The following is an 18,606-nucleotide window of genomic DNA, read 5'->3' as shown; positions in this document are numbered from 1 at the left end:
GCATTTAAGCGTCGCCGGCAATCGTTACTTTCAATGGGCAAAGTCTTGAATGCGCAGGGCGAGAGGAATATATTGAAATCCCTCTCGCCAAGACCGGTCTTGAGCGGGAATTGATGGCCGCTATCATAGTGGGCCTTCAGGGCTGAGAGCGCTGTCCGTGTTGCCCACGGCATGTCGCATGTGCCGGCACGAACTGGCCGACGGTGAGTGTCGATACCGCCCGAATGCGCTGCGTGCGCACGAAAAAAGGCCTTCATCTGACGATGAAGGCCTTTTACTTTGCAGCGCAGGAAAAACGCAGGAAAAACAGCAATGGCGCGGGCAGCGCGCCCGCCTCAGCGATGCGCGGGATCCGTCACGAAGCCGAGCTTCGTGAGCCCGCCGCTTTGCGCCGCCGACATCACCTGCGCCACTTTCTCGTAGGCCACCTTGCGGTCCGCGTTCAGGTGCAACTCGGGTTGCGGCTCGGTTTGCGCGGCGGCCGCGATCTTTGCCCGCAGCGTCTTGTCGTCCACGGCGGTGCCGTCCCACAGCACGGTGCCGTCCGCTTCGATGGAGACGTTGATCTGCGCGGGCTTCGTGTCTTCTTTCTGGCTGCTCGCGTGCGGCAGGTCGATCTTCACGGCGTGACGGATCACGGGAATCGTCACCATGAAAACGATCAGGAGAACCAACATGACGTCGACGAGCGGCGTCATGTTGATTTCGTTCATCAGGCCGTCGTCTTCATCGCTGACAAAAGGGCTCATCGCCATGGTGCGCCTCCGTTTCAGTGCGTGCGCGCGGCGACGCGCAGGTTGCCCTTGGTGGACGAAAGGCGCGCGCCCGTGACGAAGAACGCATGCAGGCCGTGCGCGAAGCGATTGAGCTTCGTGACGAGCGCCTTGTTGGCGCGCGTGAGCGCGTTATAGCCGAGCACGGCCGGAATCGCGACGAACAGGCCGAACGCCGTCATGATGAGCGCTTCGCCCACCGGGCCCGCGACGGCGTCGATCGACGTCTGTCCCGTTGCGCCGATCGTGAGCAGCGCGTGATAGATGCCCCATACGGTGCCGAAAAGGCCCACGAACGGCGCCGTGCTGCCGATCGAGGCGAGAATGGCGAGGCCGCTTTGCATCTTCGCGATCGATTCGTCCATCGCGTCCTTGAGGCAGCGCGTGACCCAGTCCGAAACGTCCATGCGGTCGTGCAGGTGCGGCTGCGTCTGATGATGGTGCTCGGAGGCTTCCTGGCCCGAGAGTGCGAGGGCGAGGAACGGGTTGTCGTCGCGGGTGCCGCTGCCGAGCTTCTTCATGCCGTCGTCGAAATCGTCCGAATGCCAGAACGACTGCTCGGCGTTCTTCGTGAGGCGCTTCAGGCGTATGACGTTCCAGCCCTTCACGAGGATCACGCACCACGACAGCACCGACATCACCAGCAACGCGAGCGCGATGCCGCGCGTCACGAAATCCCCTTGCGCCCAGACGTGGGCGATACCGTAGTTCTGCATTCTCAATTCCTCGTTATTCAATTCATGAAAGCGGTGTGGCTTCGGCCGCGCTAGTCGTGCAGGCTGAAGTCGAAAGGCTGCGTATAGGCCGCGCGCACGGGCTGGCCGTTCTCCGTATAGGGCTTGCATGCGCTGTCACGCATGGCGGCGAGCGCGGCGTCGTCGAGCCGGCTGTAGCCGCTGCTCTTCTTCAGTTCGATGTTCTCGATCTTGCCCGTGAGACCCACCACGAAACGCACGTAGGCCACGCCGGTTTCGCCGCGGCGCTTCGAGAGCGTCGGGTAATCGGGGCTCACGATGTTGCAGTCGAGGTGCGAGACGTTCTTCGGCGCGTCGATGGCCATGGTGGGCTTGCCCACTGCGGGTGCGGCCGCCGCTGCGGGCGCAGGCGTCGGGGCCGCGGGCGGCGGCGTCGGGTCCGCGGGGGCGGGCGCTTCGACGGCGTGCTGCGAGGGCGCCTCGGCGACGGGCAGCGGCGTGGGCCTGGGCTTCGGCTGGACCCGGGGCTTTTCCCGCGTCACGTGCGGCACCGGTTTGGGCGGTGGCGGCGTGGGCGTGGACTGGAGCGCGGCGGGTGCGGCAACCGGATCGGGCTGGATCAGCTCGGCCGTGATCGTGTGCGACTGAAGCGCGACGGGCACGGCCGTGTCGCGGTTCGCGAGGACGAAGGCGATGAGTGCCGCATGGGCGGCCAGTACGAGGGCCGTCGCGACGACGATACGGCGGTTCGCGCGTAAGGGGGAACCCGGCAACGTGCCGGCTGTAGTGTGGAGAGCCTGCATGTTAGCGTGGGGGCCGGACAAAAGACGGTGCGCCGGCTTGCCGGCGCACCGTGTCGGACAAATTCATTTGCGGAATATCAACAGCGAAATGCACAGCGTAGTCACGAATCCGATCAGCAATTCCATTCCGGCCTCCTGAGAGAGGGGAACGAGCGGTAGCTGGCTGGTCGTGAAACTGGCTTGCTGTCGGCACGAACGCGGCGCGCGATGCCGGCGGAGTGGCCGGCGGCGCGCCGCGGTGTTCAGGCGGCCTTGCGCTCGTAGAACATGAGAGGTTGCACGGCAGGCACCGCGACCGGGTGCGCGTGCGTCACGCCGCAGCGGCTCGCGCAGACGCCGCTTTGCGACATGACATCGCGCACGGACTCTTCGCACTTGCCGCAGCAGGTGGCGACGCCGAGCTCGAACTGGAGTTCGTCGAAGGAGTCCATGCCTTCCGCGATCGAGGCACGAATCGTCCGGTCGGAAACGGACTTGCACACGCAGACAATCATGATGAAGCGCGATAGAGAGAGTTAATGCGAATTATTATCATTATGTTTGATGCGCTTGGCAAGCGCCTTGACGGAAAATTTGTAACAAAACCGGACCCTTAGCAGGGATTTTGCTCAGGGTCAGGACGGCGTCCGGCGCGACGCGGGGCGGGGAATCGGGGGCAGAAGGGCCGAAGGCCCGCGGAGCAAGGCGGACGACCTTGGCAGGCTAAAAGGGTGGAAACAAGAGGGGTAGCCGGGTGTCACGCCGATCAGGCGGCCGACTTTTCCAGCTTGTCGAGTTCAAGCGTGCGGCGCGAGGGGATTTGCACGGTTTCGACCGCGGCGTCGATGCCGAGCAGCGCCGCGGCGAGCAGGCGCAGGTGCGCGCCGTCGCTCGTCGAGCAAAAGCGCGTGGGGGCCGGCTCCGCGGCGCCTTCGGGCGCCTCGGCGAGCAGCCTGTGCTGGGCGAGCACGCGTTCGAGCTGGCGCGCGATGGCGACGCTGGTGTCGATCAGCGTCATGCGTTCGCCGACGATCGAGCGGATCGCGTCATCCAGAAACGGGTAGTGCGTGCAGCCGAGCACGAGCGTATCGGCACCGGCGTCGAGCATGGGCTGCAGATAGCCGCGCAGCAGCACGAGCAGTTCGGGCGAGCCCACGTCGCAGCGTTCCACCGCCTCTACGAGGCCGTGGCCGGGCTGGCTGAGCACGCGCAGGTCGCCCGCGTGGCGCGCCACCAGCGCCTGGAAGCGCGCGCTGCGCAGCGTGACCTGGGTGGCGAGCACGCCGGCCACGCGCGAGACCGACTGCAGCGCGGCGGGCTTCACGCCCGGCTCCACGCCCACGAGCGGAATCGGCAACTGCCCGCGCACGAGTTCGATGGATTGCGCCGTGGCCGTATTGCAGGCCACGACCAGCGCCTTGGCCCCCTGGCGCACGAGCCATTCGCCTATCGCCAGCGTGCGGTCGGCAATGAAATCGTCGTCGCGCTGGCCATAAGGCGCATAGCGCGAGTCGGCGACATAGACGACCCGCTCGGCAGGCAGCAGCGTGCGCACGGCGCGCAGCACCGAGAGGCCGCCAAGACCGGAGTCGAAGATGCCGACGGGCGCGGTGCAGGCGTTGGGCGTGGCGTTCACGACGAGTCGTTCAGGGGAGGCGGGGCAGGGTGAAAAAAGCGCATTCGCCGGTGGGACGAATGCGCCGCGCGAGCCGGACGGCGATCAGGATTCTACCGAACCCATGGCCGACTGCTGGTAGTTCTGGATGCCGACCTTGTCGATGAGGTCGATCTGCGTTTCGAGCCAGTCGATGTGCTCTTCGGTGTCGTCGAGGATCTTCGTGAAGATCTCGCGCGAAATGAAGTCGCGCACCGATTCGCAGTAAGCAATGGCTTCCTTGCAGGTGGACTGGGAAATCTGCTCGAGCTTCAGATCGCATTCGAGGATTTCCTTGGTCTCTTCGCCAATCAGGAGCTTGTGCAGGTCTTGAAGGTTGGGCAGGCCGTCGAGCATGAAGATGCGTTCGATGAGCCAGTCGGCATGCTTCATTTCGCCGATCGATTCGTCGTATTCGTGCTTGCCGAGTTTTTCGAGTCCCCAATGCCGGTACATGCGCGCATGGAGAAAATATTGATTAATTGCGGTGAGCTCGTTTTTGAGCTGCGCATTCAGATATTCGATGACCTTCTTGTCGCCTTGCATAATTTTTCCTTACCTGGTGGGGCGGTGTGGGTTCTGGTACTGAACAATAAACGCTGTGCCGGCAATTGCCAAGACCGAATCCCGATTCTATTCAGACCTTTGCAGGGTGCTGAGAATTAATCTCAGTCTGTTTCGCATTAATCACGATAAAGCGGAAAAAAAACCGGGGCGCGAGGCCCCGGTTTTGTGCATCGGTACGAACCGATGGCCTGGCATCAGGCCGTCGCAACCGGAATCTTGCCGATCTTTGCCTGCCATTCGGCGGGGCCGGTCTTGTGCACCGAGGTGCCCGACGAATCGACGGCCACCGTGACCGGCATGTCCTGCACGTCGAACTCGTAGATCGCTTCCATGCCGAGGTCTTCGAACGCGAGAACCTTCGAGCCGCGGATCGCCTTCGAAACGAGGTAGGCGGCGCCGCCCACGGCCATGAGGTACGCGGCCTTGTGCTTCTTGATCGACTCGATGGCAACGGGGCCGCGCTCGGCCTTGCCGACCATCGAGATGAGGCCCGTTTGCGCGAGCATCGTTTCCGTGAACTTGTCCATGCGCGTGGCAGTGGTGGGGCCGGCCGGGCCCACCACTTCGTCGCGCACCGGATCGACCGGGCCGACGTAGTAGATCACGCGGTTCCTGAAGTCCACCGGCAGCTTTTCGCCCTTCGCCAGCATGTCGGCGATGCGCTTGTGCGCGGCGTCGCGGCCCGTGAGCATCTTGCCCGAGAGCAGCAGCGTCTGGCCCGGCTTCCACGAAGCCACTTCTTCCGGCGTGAGCGTGTTCAGATCCACGCGCTTGCTGGTTTCCGTATTCGGCTCCCAGTTGACCTTGGGCCAGGCGTCGAGCGAGGGCGCTTCGAGTTTCGCCGGGCCCGAGCCGTCCAGCACGAAGTGCGCGTGGCGCGTGGCGGCGCAGTTCGGGATCATCGCGACGGGCTTCGAAGCCGCATGCGTGGGCGCCGCGTGAATCTTCACGTCGAGCACGGTGGCGAGGCCGCCGAGACCCTGCGCGCCGATGCCGAGCGCGTTGACCTTCTCGTGCAGCTCGACGCGCAGTTCTTCGATCCAGTCCTTCGGGCCGCGCTTGATGATGTCCTGGATGTCGATGGACTCCATCAGCGATTCCTTGGCCATCAGCATCGCCTTTTCAGCGGTGCCGCCGATGCCGATGCCGAGCATGCCCGGCGGGCACCAGCCCGCGCCCATCGTCGGCACGGTCTTGAGCACCCAGTCCACGATGGAGTCGGACGGGTTCAGCATCACGAACTTCGACTTGTTTTCCGAGCCGCCGCCCTTGGCCGCCACTTGAACGTCCACCTTGTCGCCCGGCACGATCTCGTAGTGGATCACGGCCGGCGTGTTGTCCTTCGTGTTCTTGCGGCCGCCTTCGGGCGGGCTCACGATCGAGGCGCGCAGCACGTTGTCCGGGTTCAGATAACCGCGGCGCACGCCTTCGTTGATCATGTCGGTGACGCCCATCGTCGCGCCGTCCCAGCGCACGTCCATGCCGACCTTCACGAAGATTGTGACGATGCCGGTGTCCTGGCAGATCGGGCGGCGGCCTTCGGCGCACATGCGGCTGTTCGTGAGGATCTGCGCGATCGCGTCCTTCGCGGCCGGGCTTTCTTCAAGCTCGTACGCGCGGCCGAGCGCCTCGATGTAATCCTGCGGATGGTAGTAGCTGATGTGCTGCAGCGAATCCGCAATGCTCTGGATCAGGTCTTCCTGTTTGATGACGGTCATGGCTAGGCTTCAGTGGGGACTGGGTGTTTTGAATCGGTATCGTGTGGCGCGTTTCGTGGGCCGGAGTGGCGTGCCGGCGTGCTCACTCCGGCGCGACGGCATCCGCTCGCACCGGATGGCGCGCGGCGAGGTCCTGGTAGTGCTCGGGGTGCGTGTGCGTGGTGAGGCGGTCGATCCACGCCATGACGAGCGCGGAAACGAGGAACGCGGCGTGGATGATCACCTGCCACATCACGGTATGCGGGGAGACAGCATCGGGATTGATGAAGGTCTTGAGCAGATGAATCGACGAAATGCTGATGAGCGCCATGGCGAGCTTCACCTTCAGCACGCCGGCGTTCACGTGATCGAGCCACTCGGGCTCGTCGGGATGGCCTTCCAGGCCCATGCGCGAGACGAAGGTTTCGTAGCCGCCCACGATCACCATGATGAGCAGGTTCGAGATCATCACCACGTCGATCAGGCCGAGCACGGCGAGCATGACGCTGGTCTCGTCGAGCGACATGGCATGCGTGACGAGGTGCCAGACCTCCTTCAGGAACAGCACGCAGTAGACCGCCTGCGCGACGATCAGGCCGAGGTAGAGCGGCACCTGGAGCCAGCGGCTCATGAAGATGACGCGCGGCAGCAGGCGCGTGCGGCGCGGAAGCGGCGAGGGACGTGCAGCGGACATGGGCGATCACGTGGGGATTAATCGGGCCGGGCCGCGGGGCTGCGCTGTCCGCCTGCGGCGGCGCATGGAGGCGCCACCGGCGGATGCGCGCCGCATGGGGCCGGGCGCGCGCTATTGTACAGCGTCGGCGCGGCGGTTCGCCGGCTCACGGGCAAGGCGGACTGCGCGGGAGGCGTCCGTGGCGCAGCCTTGGAGCGAGCGTGGCCCAGACGGTGAGCCCTGCTGCGAATCCGGCCGCGGTGCCAACCCGGCGCCAACCCGGCCCGGCCGCTGGGGCCGCGGCCTCAGGACGCGACGGGCGGCAGCCGCTTCGTCTTCACGCTCGCGAGGGCGATGCCGGTGATCACGCAGGCGAGCGCGACGCCGTGCGCGGGCGTGGGCCGCTCGCCGAGGAAGGCGATCCCGTAGAGCGCGGCGGCCACGGGCAGCACGGCTGTGAACACGCCCGCGACGCTGCCCGGCACGTGCCGGATGCCCTTCATCCAGAGGCAGAACGAGAAAATGCTGGCGGAAAGCCCGTACCACAGCGAGAGCTCCCAGATGCCGGCGGGCACCGCTGAATAATCGAACGAGAGTGCGTAAGGCAGGCCCACGGGCAGCATCAGCAGCAAGCCGAACAGATGCGTGTAGGCGCAGATGTCGAGGGGTTCGAGCGTCTGTGTGAGGCGGCGCGAGAGGATCACGTAGAGCGATTCGCAGCACACCGCGCCGAGCACCATCAGATTGCCGGCGAACGACTGCGGCGAGCCGCCTGCGTCGGCGTGCGCCAGGTTGATGACGGCGATGCCCGCGATGGCGAGCACGATCGAGGCGAGCGCGCGGCCGTCCGGGCGCTCGCGCAGGAAGAGCCACGAGAAGAGGGCGACCACGGCCGGGATCGTGCTCGTGATGACGCCGGCCGCGACGGCGCTCGTGCGATGCACGCCGCCGAGCATGAGCAGCGTAAACCCGAATGTACCGAACAGGGCCTGCAAAAACAGATTGATCCATTCGCCGCGCTTCACGCGCCGCATCTTCGCCATGCGCAGCAGCGGGCCGAGCACCGCGAGCGCGATGACGAAACGCAGCAGCGCGAAGAGCGGAACGGGAACGAAAGCGACGATCGACTTGCCGATGCCGACATTGCTGCCCACCAGCAGCATGGCGGCGACGAGGAAGAGAGAATAGCGGTTCAAGCTGGAATCCGGACACACAGTTCAGTTAGCATTCTAAATGCCTGCTTACTTCCGCGTCACAGACTTATCGGGCGAGGCTGCCGGGTTGGGCCGCGAAGTTGTGTTACGTAAGTGGCCGGTAAGTTGCTACGCTTAATCTAGGCGCCATGGACAGAGCGGCCTTGCCGGCGGTCCATGTATGCTGCGTTGCCGCATCGTCACGCGCGCAAGCCGGTGCGGGCAGCAGGAACAACAGCGCCGCCGTCCTGCGGTGCCCATTTGGGCGCACGCCAGGACGAGGCGGTATGGAGACGGTGCGCGCTCCGCTACGAAAAGCGCGGCGCGTATCTACACGTTTTACGTTTCATCTTCACCAAGGGGTTGTCGATGTCTGCGATTGAATCGGTTCTTCAGGAGCGCCGCGTTTTCGCGCCTTCCGCACAAGCCGTGGCGAATGCCACCGTGTCCGGCATGGACGCCTACAAGGCGCTCGTCGCCGAAGCCGAACGCGATTACGAAGGCTTCTGGGCGCGGCTCGCGCGCGAAACCCTGACCTGGCAGAAGCCGTTCACGAAGGTACTGGACGAATCGAAAGCGCCGTTCTACACATGGTTCGAAGACGGCGAACTCAACGCCTCGTACAACAGCCTCGACCGTCACGTCGAAGCCGGCAACGGCGAACGCGTGGCCGTGATCTTCGAAGCCGACGACGGCACCGTCACCCGCATCACCTACCAGGACCTGCTCGCGCGCGTCTCGCGCTTTGCAAACGCGCTGAAGAAGCGCGGCGTGAAGAAGGGCGACCGCGTGGTGATCTACATGCCCATGTCGGTCGAAGGCATCGTCGCGATGCAGGCCTGCGCGCGCATCGGCGCCACGCACTCGGTGGTGTTCGGCGGGTTCTCGTCGAAGTCGCTCAATGAGCGCATGGTGGACGTGGGCGCCGTGGCGCTCATCACCGCCGACGAACAGATGCGCGGCGGCAAGGCGCTGCCGCTCAAGAACATTGCCGACGAAGCGATCGCGATGGGCGGCTGCGAAGCCGTGACGAGCGTGATCGTCTACAGGCGCACGGGCGGCAAGGTGGCATGGCACGAAGGCCGCGACTGCTGGATGCACGAACTGGCCGATGCCGAGAGCGATATCTGCGCACCGGTGCCGGTCGGCGCCGAGCATCCGCTCTTCATCCTCTACACGTCCGGCTCCACGGGCAAGCCGAAGGGCGTGCAGCACAGCACGGGCGGCTACCTGCTGTGGGCGGCGCAGACCATGAAGTGGACCTTCGACTACCAGCCCGCCGACGTATTCTGGTGCACGGCCGACATCGGCTGGATCACGGGCCACAGCTATATCGCCTACGGCCCGCTCTCCATCGGCGCGACCCAGCTGGTGTTCGAGGGCGTGCCCACCTACCCGAACGCGGGCCGCTTCTGGGACATGATCGCGAAGCACAAGGTCACGCTGTTCTACACGGCGCCTACGGCCATCCGCTCGCTCATCAAGATGTCCGAAGCCGATGCGAAGGTGCATCCGAAGAGCTACGACCTCTCCTCGCTGCGCATACTCGGCACGGTGGGCGAGCCGATCAACCCCGAAGCCTGGGTCTGGTATTACGAGAACGTGGGCGGCTCGCGCTGTCCGATCGTCGATACGTGGTGGCAAACCGAAACCGGCGGCCACATGATCACGCCGCTGCCGGGCGCCACGCCGCTCGTGCCGGGTTCGTGCACGCTGCCGCTGCCGGGCATCATGGCCGCGATCGTGGACGAAACCGGCCAGGACGTGCCGAACGGGCAGGGCGGCATTCTCGTCGTCAAGCGCCCGTGGCCTTCGATGATCCGCAACGTGTGGGGCCAGCCCGAGCGCTACAAGTCGGGCTACTTCCCCGAGGAACTGGGCGGCAAGCTGTATCTGGCCGGTGACGGCAGCGTGCGCGACAAGGAAACGGGCTACTTCACGATCATGGGCCGGATCGACGACGTGCTGAACGTTTCGGGCCACCGCCTCGGCACGATGGAAATCGAGTCGGCGCTGGTGGCGAACCCGCTCGTGGCGGAAGCGGCCGTGGTGGGCCGCCCCGACGACACGACGGGCGAAGCGGTGGTGGCGTTCGTCGTGCTCAAGAGCACGCGGCCGCAGGGCGAGGATGCCGTGAAGCTTGCCAACGAACTGCGCGCGTGGGTGGGCAAGGAGATCGGGCCGATCGCCAAGCCGCGCGACATCCGCTTCGGCGAGAACCTGCCGAAGACGCGCTCGGGCAAGATCATGCGGCGCCTGCTGCGCTCGCTCGCCAAGGGCGAGGCGATTACGCAGGACGTCTCCACGCTGGAAAACCCGGCGATTCTCGATCAGCTCGGCGAGTCGCTGTAACGGTTTGCCAACGGGGGGCTTGACTCAGGACGCATGGCGTCCGGCCGCCCCCCGGTAGCCCCCCGATCGCCCCCCGATCGCCCCCCGGTTGTTCCCGATTGCCGGCCCTGCGCGTTTTTGCTACACAGGCGCATGGCCGCGCGACACCCTACCCCCCGGAACAACGTCAATCCCCTGCCTGAGCCGCCGCCGGTCAGCGAGGCGATGGCGCTCGCCCATCGGCGCTACTGGCGCTTCAACATGGCGTTGATCGCGGTGCTCATGACGATCGGCTTCGCCGTCTCGTTCGTCGTGCCGCTCTTTGCCCGCACGCTTGCGACCGTGCGCTTCGCGGGTTTTTCTCTGCCGTTCTATGTCGGCGCCCAGGGCGCGATTCTGGTGTACGTGCTGCTGGTGGCCGTCTATATCCTGCTGATGCAGCGCGCCGACCGCGAACTGCAGGCTGCGCTCGAAGCCGATCTCGCGATCCGCGAAGCCGGCAAGGCGCCGCAACGATGAGGCTGGCGCACCGGTTGATCCGCTCGTATGCGCTCTACACGCTCGGCTTTCTCGCCTTCGTGTATGTGATGTGGCGCATCGAACTCGTGACCGGTCCCGGCATGTGGATCGGTTATGTGTTCCTGTTCGTGCCGATCGCCGTGTATGCCGTGATCGGCCTGCTCTCGCGCACCTCGGATCTCGTGGAGTACTACGTAGCGGGGCGCCGCGTGCCATCGTTCTTCAACGGCATGGCCACGGCGGCGGACTGGCTTTCGGCGGCATCGTTCATCGGGCTCGCGGGCTCGCTCTACGCCAGCGGCTACGACGGCCTCGCGTACATGATGGGCTGGACCGGCGGCTACTGCCTCGTCGCGTTCCTGCTCGCACCCTACGTGCGCAAGCTCGCGCGCTACACGATCGCCGATTTCCTCGGCACGCGCTTCTCCAGTAACCTCGTGCGCGCGCTCGCCGTGCTCGCCACCATCCTGTGCTCGTTCGTCTACCTCGTCGCGCAGATCCAGGGCGTGGGGCTGATTGCGATGCGCTTCATCGGCGTGGATTTTGCCATCGGCATTTTCTGCGGGCTCGCGGGCATACTCGTGTGCTCGTTTTTGGGCGGCATGCGCGCGGTGACGTGGACCCAGGTTGCGCAATACATCATCCTGATTGCGGCGATCCTGATTCCCGTTTCGTTGATCGCGCATCGAGATGGATTGAGCTGGCTGCCGCAGTTCGACTACGGCCACCTGATGGAGCGGGTGGAAACGCTGGAGGGCAACGTCCGCGACGCTAACGCCGAGCAGAGCGTGCGCGACGAATACCGGCGGCGCGCGGCGGTCTGGCAGTCGCGGCTCGATACGCTGCCGCAGTCGTATAGGGAGGAGCGCAACCGCATTGCGGACACGCTCGCGAACCTGCGTCGCCACAACGGGCCGCTGCGCGAGATCGATTCGCAAGAGCGCGAACTGGCGGCGTTCCCGCACGACCCGGAAGCGGCGCGCGTGGTGTGGACGCAAATGCGCGACGACCTGCTTGCGCGCGCGGCGACTCCGGTGCCCATGCACGAGCCGTTTCCGGCCGCGAACGAAGAGGCGAGGCGCATTCATCAGCGCAACTTCCTTTCGCTGCTGCTGTGCCTCTCGCTCGGCACGGCGAGCCTGCCGCATATTCTCACGCGCTACAACACGACGACCTCGGTGGCATCGGCGCGGCGTTCGGTGGGGTGGACGCTCTTCTTCGTCGCGATCTTCTATTTGACCGTGCCGGTGCTGGCGGTGCTGATCAAGTACGAGATCCTTTCGCATCTGGTGGGGCAGCGTATCGACGATCTGCCGCATTGGGTCATGCAGTGGCGGCGCTTCGAACCGTATCTCATCAGCATTACCGACGTGAATGGCGACGGTATCGTGCGCTGGGGCGATATTCAGATGCAGCCCGATATGGTCGTGCTGGCGGCGCCCGAGATTGCGGGGCTGCCGTATGTGATGTCGGGGCTCATTGCTTCCGGCGCGCTCGCGGCTGCGCTCTCGACCGCGGACGGGTTGCTGCTCACGATCTCCAACGTGCTCTCGCACGACGTGTATTACCACATGGTCGATCCGGAGGCTTCGAGCCAGCGGCGCGTGACGATGTCGAAGATTCTGCTGCTCGGGGTGGCGCTGTTCGCTTCGTGGGTGGCTTCGCTCAATACCGGGAATATTCTGTTTCTCGTGGGCGCGGCGTTTTCGCTGGCGGCTTCGAGTCTGTTTCCGGTGCTCGTGCTGGGGGTGTTCTGGAAGCGGACGACGCGATTGGGGGCGGTGGCGGGGATGATTGCGGGGCTGGCGGTGTGCGTTTATTACATCGTGGCGACTTATCCGTTCTTTACGGAACTGACGGGGTTTGAGGGGGGGAGGTGGTTCGGGATCGAGCCGATCAGCTCGGGGGTGTTCGGGGTGCCGGCGGGGTTTCTTGCGGCGATCGTCGTGAGCCTTCTGGATCGGCGGCCGGATGGTTATACGGAGGCATTGGTGGATTATATTCGGCATCCTTAGGGATTGTTCGCCAGCATTGAAACTGCTTATGATGCGTGAGGGCGTGACAACGGCAACGTGTGGTTCGATGGTGGCGATATCGCAGACTTGAACGATTGGGCTGATTAACGGGATCGACAATGGGGATCAACTGTCTCGGCGACCGCGTGCCTGACGTGCCTGCCGATATCCTCGCGTTGATGGAATCGCTGGGCGGTGCGGTGGAGATTGATGAGTATCGCTAAGGGTTGGATGGGGGGCGGTTTACTGGGCCGATTGAAAGTTTTCTTGTCATCCGTTTTGTTGCCGCAGTCGCGCAAATAGCTTGCGCGGCCGGACGCATGGATCCGTCGCCCCATTCCTTGCGCGCCGACTTCTCACACGAAGCATCGCGGGCCTTCTTCCACCTCGCGATTTTTTCCTCCAATGCGGCCTTGTGCTCCGGATGCTCTTCGATCTGCTTGTCCAGGACCTTCTGCAACTCATGCTCCGCGACAATCTGGTCACGCCATGCGCAGAAGTTCATGCTGGTTTGGCTCGCATCACAGTCATTGAGCAGCGCGGCAACCTTGCTAGCCGGCAGCCCGCTGCGTGCCGAGATTTCGTCGGTCGGGGTCTGGTCTGCATGCGCAGCCACTGATGCCAGCATAAGCAGCCAGAGGGTGTACCTTTTCATCGAGCCCTCTGCGGTTGGAACGGAGCAGCTTCGAGATGTCGTCGACTGACGAGCCGGTCGAGCGGACCGCGGGAAATCGCGCGTTGTGTCACGGTTCTGCGCACGTGGGACTCCGCTCGACTGACGCGAACAACGAGTTGTGCATTGACTTCGGAGATCGTGACCGGGCGGCGCAGTTCTTCGGGCGTGCAGGGTCCGGTGTGGGCGAGTGTTCCCACACCGTAGGTACAGTTGTTTGCCAGATCGTTGTAGTGGGCCATGGCCGCTTGTTCCCGGGTGGGCAATGCGGCCCAGCCAGGCTGAATCAATCCCATATTTTCGTTTGCCATCGGTTGTCCTCTCAACATGCTGCTCGTGTTCCGTGATGATCGCGTGGCTGAAGTACCTTAGCATCGGACAATACGATGCGACTTCAATTGGCTTGGACCGGCTGCCTGGTTTTATTGGCCGGGTTGATCGAACATCAACGATGTGCGACCGCCGAAAGGCTCAGAGAGGGCCTACCGCAACGCGGGTTCAATCACCACCCGTGGTTCGGGTGTCGGGTAGTCACCAGTTGTACGCTGCGTTTCGCACGCCGCGAATGCGGCGGAACGTTACATACGGGGTTATACGGCGGCGCTTGTCGATTACATCCGGCATCCGTGCGACGGCGCGGCGCCGATACTGCAGCGCTGATTTTCCCTGACCATACAGTCCGTACGTTTCCGGACTGCCTGATTTCCTCTCCTTCCACGCAAGCCTGCCGCAGGGCCTCCCGCCTATTTCCCTGATTTGCCCAATGCACCTCGCCTGCCGCATTGGTGGAAACCCTCACCCTTGATTCTCACCCAATGAGAATTACATTTTTGAATTGCGGGAGTCGCGTGGCATGCTCACTGCATCAATTTCGGCTTTTTTCTCCCGATGAACCAGGAACCCGGCGTTACCGGTGCCGAGCGGCTGCTGCTGGTCCTCACGGCGCTCGCCAGCCATGGCAAGGCCATGTCCGTGAAGGACATGCTCGGCACCACGGGGCTCGCCCAGAGCACGCTCTACCGCCAGATCGCGCTGCTCAAGCGTTGGGGCTTCGTGACCGAGGACTCGGGCTACTACGCGCCAGGTCCGGTGAGTCTGCAGCTCGCACTTGGCTTCGACATCAATTCGCTGCTCGTCGAAGCGAGCCGCGAAGGCATGCGCCAGCTCGCGCGGGCATCGCAGGAAAGTGTCGGGCTGGTTGTCGTGCTCAACGATCAGGTGATCTGCCTCGAAATGGTAGAGAGCCCCCATTCTTTGCGCTGCTCATTCGAAAAGGGACGGGCGGTTCCGCTCAAGGCCGGTGCTTCGGCGAAGTCGTTGCTCGCATTTTTGCCCGAGAAATTGCGCGCCGAAACACTGGACCGTGTCTTCGGCCCGGACACGCAGGGGCGTGCCGCCATCGATGCAGAGCTGGACCAGATCCGGGCTCGAGGCTATGCCGTGAGCGACAGCGAAGTCGATCCGGGCGTGTGGGGCGTGAGCGCCCCCGTGTTCCGGCGCAGCGCGCGCGGCGCGGTTGCGAACGCTTCGATCACCTTGATGGCGCCGTCTTCGCGTGTGGCCGGTCGGGAGCTGCAGCTAGCCGACTGGACCTTGCGCACGGCTCACTCCATTTCCGCCAGGCTGCAAGCCGATTGACGTTCAGCCACCCGATGCAAGAACCATCCAATAAGGAGTCCTGCCATGAAACTGCATAAAATTCTGTCCGCTGCCTGCCTCTTCGCGGCGATGTTCGCCGCTGCCGCGCCGGCTACCGTCCGGGCGCAGTCTGCGAACGTGCTCCAGGTCGCAACCGATGCGACCTTCCCGCCGATGGAGTTCACCCAGGACGGCCAGCGTACCGGTTTCGACGTTGACCTCATGAACGCGCTGGCGAAAGCGATGGGCAAGCAGGTCCAGTGGACCGACATCGACTTCAAAGGCTTGATTCCCGGGCTGATCGCACATCGCTTCGACGCTGCGATCTCGGGCATTTACATCACGCCAGAACGCAGCCAGGTCGTGGACTTCACCCAGCCCTACTTCAGAGGGGGGCTCGTCGCGCTCGTCAAGGCCGATTCGCCTATCAAGACGCTGGCCGATCTCGACGGCAAGAAGGTATCGGTACAGGTCGGCACGAAGTCGGTGAATTACCTGCGCGACAACTACCCGAAGGTCACGCGCGTCGAGGTAGAAAAGAATCAGGAGATGTTCGACCTCGTCGGTATCGGCCGCGCGGACGCTGCCGTGACTGGCAAGCCTGCCGCGTATCAGTTCGTACGCACGCGGCCCGGCTTTCGCGTGCTCGACACCGAGCTGACGAAGGAGGAGTACGGCATCGCCGTGCGCAAGGACGAACCGCAACTGCGCGATGCGCTGAACGCTGCACTTGCCAAGATCAAGGCGGATGGTACCTATGCGCAGATCGTGAACAAGTGGTTCAGTACGACTTCGAAGTGACATGGCAGAATTGAACCATGCAACTCGACTTCTCTCCTGCGATTGCCGGCTGGGCGGACATCGCGCACGGCGCACTGGTCACGGTCGAAGTGACCGCAGCCTCGCTCGTGCTGAGCTGTATGCTAGGACTCCTGATCGGTATCGGGAGGCTTGCGCCAAAGCGACGCCTCGTTTATGGCTTCTGCACCGCGTACCTCGTTTTTTTCCGCGGCACGCCGCTGCTCGTGCAACTCTTCCTGCTCTTCTTCGGGCTGCCGCAGTTCAATATCCTGCTGCCCGCGTTCGTTTGCGGGATGCTGGGGCTCGGCCTCTACTCGGCGGCGTATGTATCGGAAATCGTGCGTGGCGCGATCCAGTCGGTCGATCGCGGGCAGACAGAAGCCGCGCGTTCGATCGGCATGTCGGCGGGGCAGGCGATGCGCGCGATTATCCTGCCGCAAGCCATCGTGCGCATGATTCCGCCGCTCGGCAACGAGTTCATTGCGCTGATCAAGAATTCTGCGCTTGTCTCGCTGCTGACGATCGACGATCTCATGCACGAAGGCCAGAAGATCATCAGCGTGTCGTACCGGTCTCTCGAGGTGTACATCGTGATTGCGCTGGTCTACCTCGTCCTCACGCAGACAACCAACTATGTGCTGCATCGTGTCGAGCGCCGTCTGCGCGCAGGAGGGATGGTTCAATGAGCAGCAAACCCGATCCGATCGTCCGCATTCGCGGACTGACCAAGTCGTTTGGCTCGCATCGCGTGCTGAACGGTATCGACTTTGATATCCAGCCGCAGCAGGTGGTGGTGGTGATCGGCCCGAGCGGTTCGGGCAAGAGCACCTTCCTGCGCTGCTGCAATGGACTCGAACAGCCCGAGGGCGGCACCATCGACATCTGCGGGCATCGTCTCGTCAACGAGGGCGCGATGCTCAAGGAGCGCGCGCTCAACGCGCTGCGCACTGAAGTCGGCATGGTTTTCCAGTCGTTCAACCTGTTCCCGCATTTGTCAGTGCTGCACAACATTACGGTTGGGCCGCGCATGCTGCGCGGCGCTTCGAAATCCGACGCGGAAGCGGCCGCGCTAGCTCTGCTCGAAAAAGTGGGGCTCGCGCACAAGGCGCATGTCATGCCGGCGAGCCTTTCGGGTGGCCAGAAGCAGCGCGTGGCGATCGCGCGGGCACTTGCGATGCAGCCGCGCGTCATGCTGTTCGATGAGCCGACTTCGGCGCTCGATCCCGAACTCGTGGGCGAGGTGCTGCAGGTCATGAAGCTGCTGGCCGCCGAAGGGATGACCATGGTGGTTGTCACGCACGAGATGGGTTTCGCGAGGGAGGTGGCCGACGTCGTGGTGGTGATGGATGGCGGTGAGATCGTCGAGGCGGGACCGCCTTCGGAGATCTTCACCGCGCCCGCGCAGCCGCGTACGCGGACTTTTCTGCAAGCCGTGCTGACGCGAGCATGACGCCGCGTTCTTTACGGGCTGAGATTCTGGTGCCAGGGGGCAAGCGATGAGCCAGCCGCTGCCGTCGCGGGTTGAACTACTGCGCGGAGCCGACCTTGTGCCTTCGCCCTGGAAGAACGGCAACGGGGTCACGCGCGAGATCGTGGCGTTCCCACAAGCGGGCGCGTCGCTCAGTACGTTTGCATGGCGTGCGAGTCTGGCGGATATCGCGCAAGACGGGCCCTTTTCGCGCTTTGCAGACATCGACCGGACACTCGTGCTGGCGAGCGGTGCGGGCCTGCTGATTGACGAAGCACGCGTTGCAGAGCCGACGTCGCGCCTTAGTCATGCGCTCGCATTGACGGGAGACGCGGTCTGCTTTGGCGGGGAATCTGCAGTCGATGCGCGGCTTGTCGATGGCCCGGTGAGCGTTTTCAATCTGATGGTGCTTCGAGGCGCGGTTCGCGGCGGGCTCCAGATATGGCGAGAGGCGGGGCGCCGCACGGTGGCGGCGCAGACCGTGTTGCTGCATGCGGCGCAAGGCCCGCTCGAAGTCAACGTGGCCGGCGCCGGTTTCGTCGGCCTGGCGACGGGCGATACGTTGCGCGTGGACTCGGCCTGCGCGGTGCCCATCGAATCGCTCGGTGACGGCGTGCTTCTCGTCGTTGCACTCGATACTTAGCCCGAGGCGTACCCCTTACGTTTCCACAGACCGTCCAGGCAGAACCTGTACGGCAACGGATCTCGAACTATGAATACCCGCATCAAGGCGACGTCAGCCGGACGCGCACTTTTCGCCGCCGACGCGTATCTGCCCGGCGGCTGGCGCCGCAACGCCCTGCTCGAATGGGACGACGCAGGCCGTCTCGTAGCAGTGACACCCGATTTCGCCCGCGTGCCCGAGGGCGTTCCGCAGGCGGCAGGCCCGGTTATGCCTGGCATGCCTAATCTTCATTCGCATGCGTTTCAACGCGCGATGGCGGGCCTCACCGAATATCGCGCGAACCCCACCGACAGCTTCTGGAGCTGGCGCGACCTCATGTACCGGTTCGCCGCGCGCATCACGCCTGAAGACCTCGGCGCAATTGCGGGCTGGCTCTATGTGGAAATGCTGAAGGCGGGCTATACGTCCGTCTGCGAATTCCACTACGTGCACCATGCGGAAA

The 18,606-nt window shown here is 64.0% G+C and carries 19 protein-coding genes and 1 pseudogene; 9 read left to right on the top strand and 11 right to left on the bottom strand.

What is annotated here, in order from left to right; translation table 11 throughout:
• Positions 1-335 precede the first annotated feature (335 nt).
• From BFE01S_RS30795 to BFE01S_RS30755, 9 genes are all read right to left on the bottom strand, one after another.
• Positions 336-755, bottom strand: coding sequence for an ExbD/TolR family protein (locus BFE01S_RS30795; RefSeq protein WP_028228817.1), 420 nt, complete (start codon positions 753-755; stop codon positions 336-338).
• A gap of 14 nt (positions 756-769) precedes the next feature.
• Entirely contained in the window at positions 770-1,489 is a 720-nt protein-coding gene (locus BFE01S_RS30790; protein WP_028228816.1) for a MotA/TolQ/ExbB proton channel family protein, read from the bottom strand.
• A gap of 50 nt (positions 1,490-1,539) precedes the next feature.
• Positions 1,540-2,271, bottom strand: a complete 732-nt coding sequence (locus BFE01S_RS30785) for an energy transducer TonB (RefSeq protein ID WP_028228815.1) — start codon at positions 2,269-2,271, stop codon at positions 1,540-1,542.
• Positions 2,272-2,513: 242 nt separating this feature from the next.
• Complete coding sequence (locus BFE01S_RS30780) at positions 2,514-2,765, bottom strand: (2Fe-2S)-binding protein (protein ID WP_028228814.1); 252 nt, start codon at positions 2,763-2,765, stop codon at positions 2,514-2,516.
• Positions 2,766-3,016: 251 nt separating this feature from the next.
• On the bottom strand, positions 3,017-3,886 hold the full coding sequence (murI, locus tag BFE01S_RS40830) for a glutamate racemase (RefSeq protein ID WP_042339125.1): 870 nt from the start codon (positions 3,884-3,886) through the stop codon (positions 3,017-3,019).
• 84 nt (positions 3,887-3,970) lie between these two features.
• Positions 3,971-4,450: a bacterioferritin gene (gene bfr, locus BFE01S_RS30770; RefSeq protein ID WP_028228813.1), complete on the bottom strand. Its 480-nt coding sequence runs from the start codon at positions 4,448-4,450 to the stop codon at positions 3,971-3,973.
• A 215-nt stretch (positions 4,451-4,665) separates the two neighbouring features.
• Entirely contained in the window at positions 4,666-6,189 is a 1,524-nt protein-coding gene (locus BFE01S_RS30765) for a fumarate hydratase (protein ID WP_028228812.1), read from the bottom strand.
• Positions 6,190-6,271: 82 nt separating this feature from the next.
• A complete protein-coding gene (locus tag BFE01S_RS30760) occupies positions 6,272-6,862 on the bottom strand; it encodes a TIGR00645 family protein (RefSeq protein WP_028228811.1) in 591 nt (196 codons plus the stop codon).
• A 284-nt stretch (positions 6,863-7,146) separates the two neighbouring features.
• The gene (locus BFE01S_RS30755; RefSeq protein ID WP_028228810.1) at positions 7,147-8,037 is read right to left on the bottom strand and encodes a DMT family transporter; all 891 of its coding nucleotides are present in this window, start codon (positions 8,035-8,037) and stop codon (positions 7,147-7,149) included.
• A 366-nt stretch (positions 8,038-8,403) separates the two neighbouring features.
• On the opposite strand from BFE01S_RS30755, the gene acs reads away from it, so the two are divergent.
• The 3 genes from acs to BFE01S_RS30740 all read left to right on the top strand — a co-directional run bounded on the left by acs (position 8,404) and on the right by BFE01S_RS30740 (position 12,899).
• Positions 8,404-10,386, top strand: coding sequence for an acetate--CoA ligase (acs, locus tag BFE01S_RS30750; RefSeq protein ID WP_028228809.1), 1,983 nt, complete (start codon positions 8,404-8,406; stop codon positions 10,384-10,386).
• 132 nt (positions 10,387-10,518) lie between these two features.
• Entirely contained in the window at positions 10,519-10,884 is a 366-nt protein-coding gene (locus tag BFE01S_RS40825) for a DUF4212 domain-containing protein (RefSeq protein ID WP_028228808.1), read from the top strand.
• Positions 10,881-12,899 (top strand): sodium:solute symporter family protein, encoded by a 2,019-nt coding sequence (locus tag BFE01S_RS30740; protein ID WP_028228807.1) that lies wholly within the window; start codon positions 10,881-10,883, stop codon positions 12,897-12,899. Before BFE01S_RS40825 ends, BFE01S_RS30740 begins: the two co-directional genes overlap by 4 nt.
• Before the next feature lie 220 nt (positions 12,900-13,119).
• On the opposite strand, the gene BFE01S_RS30730 is transcribed toward BFE01S_RS30740, so the two are convergent.
• Positions 13,120-13,554 carry a lysozyme inhibitor LprI family protein gene (locus tag BFE01S_RS30730; protein ID WP_028228806.1) on the bottom strand — a complete coding sequence of 145 codons (435 nt, stop codon included), beginning with the start codon at positions 13,552-13,554 and terminating at the stop codon, positions 13,120-13,122.
• Entirely contained in the window at positions 13,551-13,883 is a 333-nt protein-coding gene (locus tag BFE01S_RS44740; protein ID WP_156967215.1) for a hypothetical protein, read from the bottom strand. The genes BFE01S_RS30730 and BFE01S_RS44740 overlap by 4 nt, the downstream gene beginning before the upstream one ends.
• A 577-nt stretch (positions 13,884-14,460) precedes the next feature.
• Between BFE01S_RS44740 and BFE01S_RS30725 the strand changes: the two genes are divergently transcribed.
• From BFE01S_RS30725 to BFE01S_RS40820, 6 genes and pseudogenes are all read left to right on the top strand, one after another.
• Entirely contained in the window at positions 14,461-15,210 is a 750-nt protein-coding gene (locus BFE01S_RS30725) for an IclR family transcriptional regulator (RefSeq protein WP_028228805.1), read from the top strand.
• Positions 15,211-15,255: 45 nt separating this feature from the next.
• On the top strand, positions 15,256-16,011 hold the full coding sequence (locus tag BFE01S_RS30720) for a transporter substrate-binding domain-containing protein (RefSeq protein WP_028228804.1): 756 nt from the start codon (positions 15,256-15,258) through the stop codon (positions 16,009-16,011).
• A 17-nt stretch (positions 16,012-16,028) separates the two neighbouring features.
• The gene (locus BFE01S_RS30715; RefSeq protein ID WP_028228803.1) at positions 16,029-16,697 is read left to right on the top strand and encodes an amino acid ABC transporter permease; all 669 of its coding nucleotides are present in this window, start codon (positions 16,029-16,031) and stop codon (positions 16,695-16,697) included.
• Entirely contained in the window at positions 16,694-17,461 is a 768-nt protein-coding gene (locus tag BFE01S_RS30710) for an amino acid ABC transporter ATP-binding protein (RefSeq protein WP_028228802.1), read from the top strand. Before BFE01S_RS30715 ends, BFE01S_RS30710 begins: the two co-directional genes overlap by 4 nt.
• A gap of 46 nt (positions 17,462-17,507) precedes the next feature.
• Entirely contained in the window at positions 17,508-18,122 is a 615-nt protein-coding gene (locus BFE01S_RS30705; protein ID WP_028228801.1) for a HutD/Ves family protein, read from the top strand.
• 69 nt (positions 18,123-18,191) lie between these two features.
• Positions 18,192-18,606, top strand: a pseudogene (locus BFE01S_RS40820) (formimidoylglutamate deiminase); the annotation flags it as partial.

The sequence above is a fragment of the Paraburkholderia ferrariae NBRC 106233 genome, from assembly GCF_000685035.1.
Classification (GTDB): Bacteria; Pseudomonadota; Gammaproteobacteria; order Burkholderiales; family Burkholderiaceae; genus Paraburkholderia; species Paraburkholderia ferrariae.
This window is presented reverse-complemented; position numbering and strand designations above follow the sequence as displayed.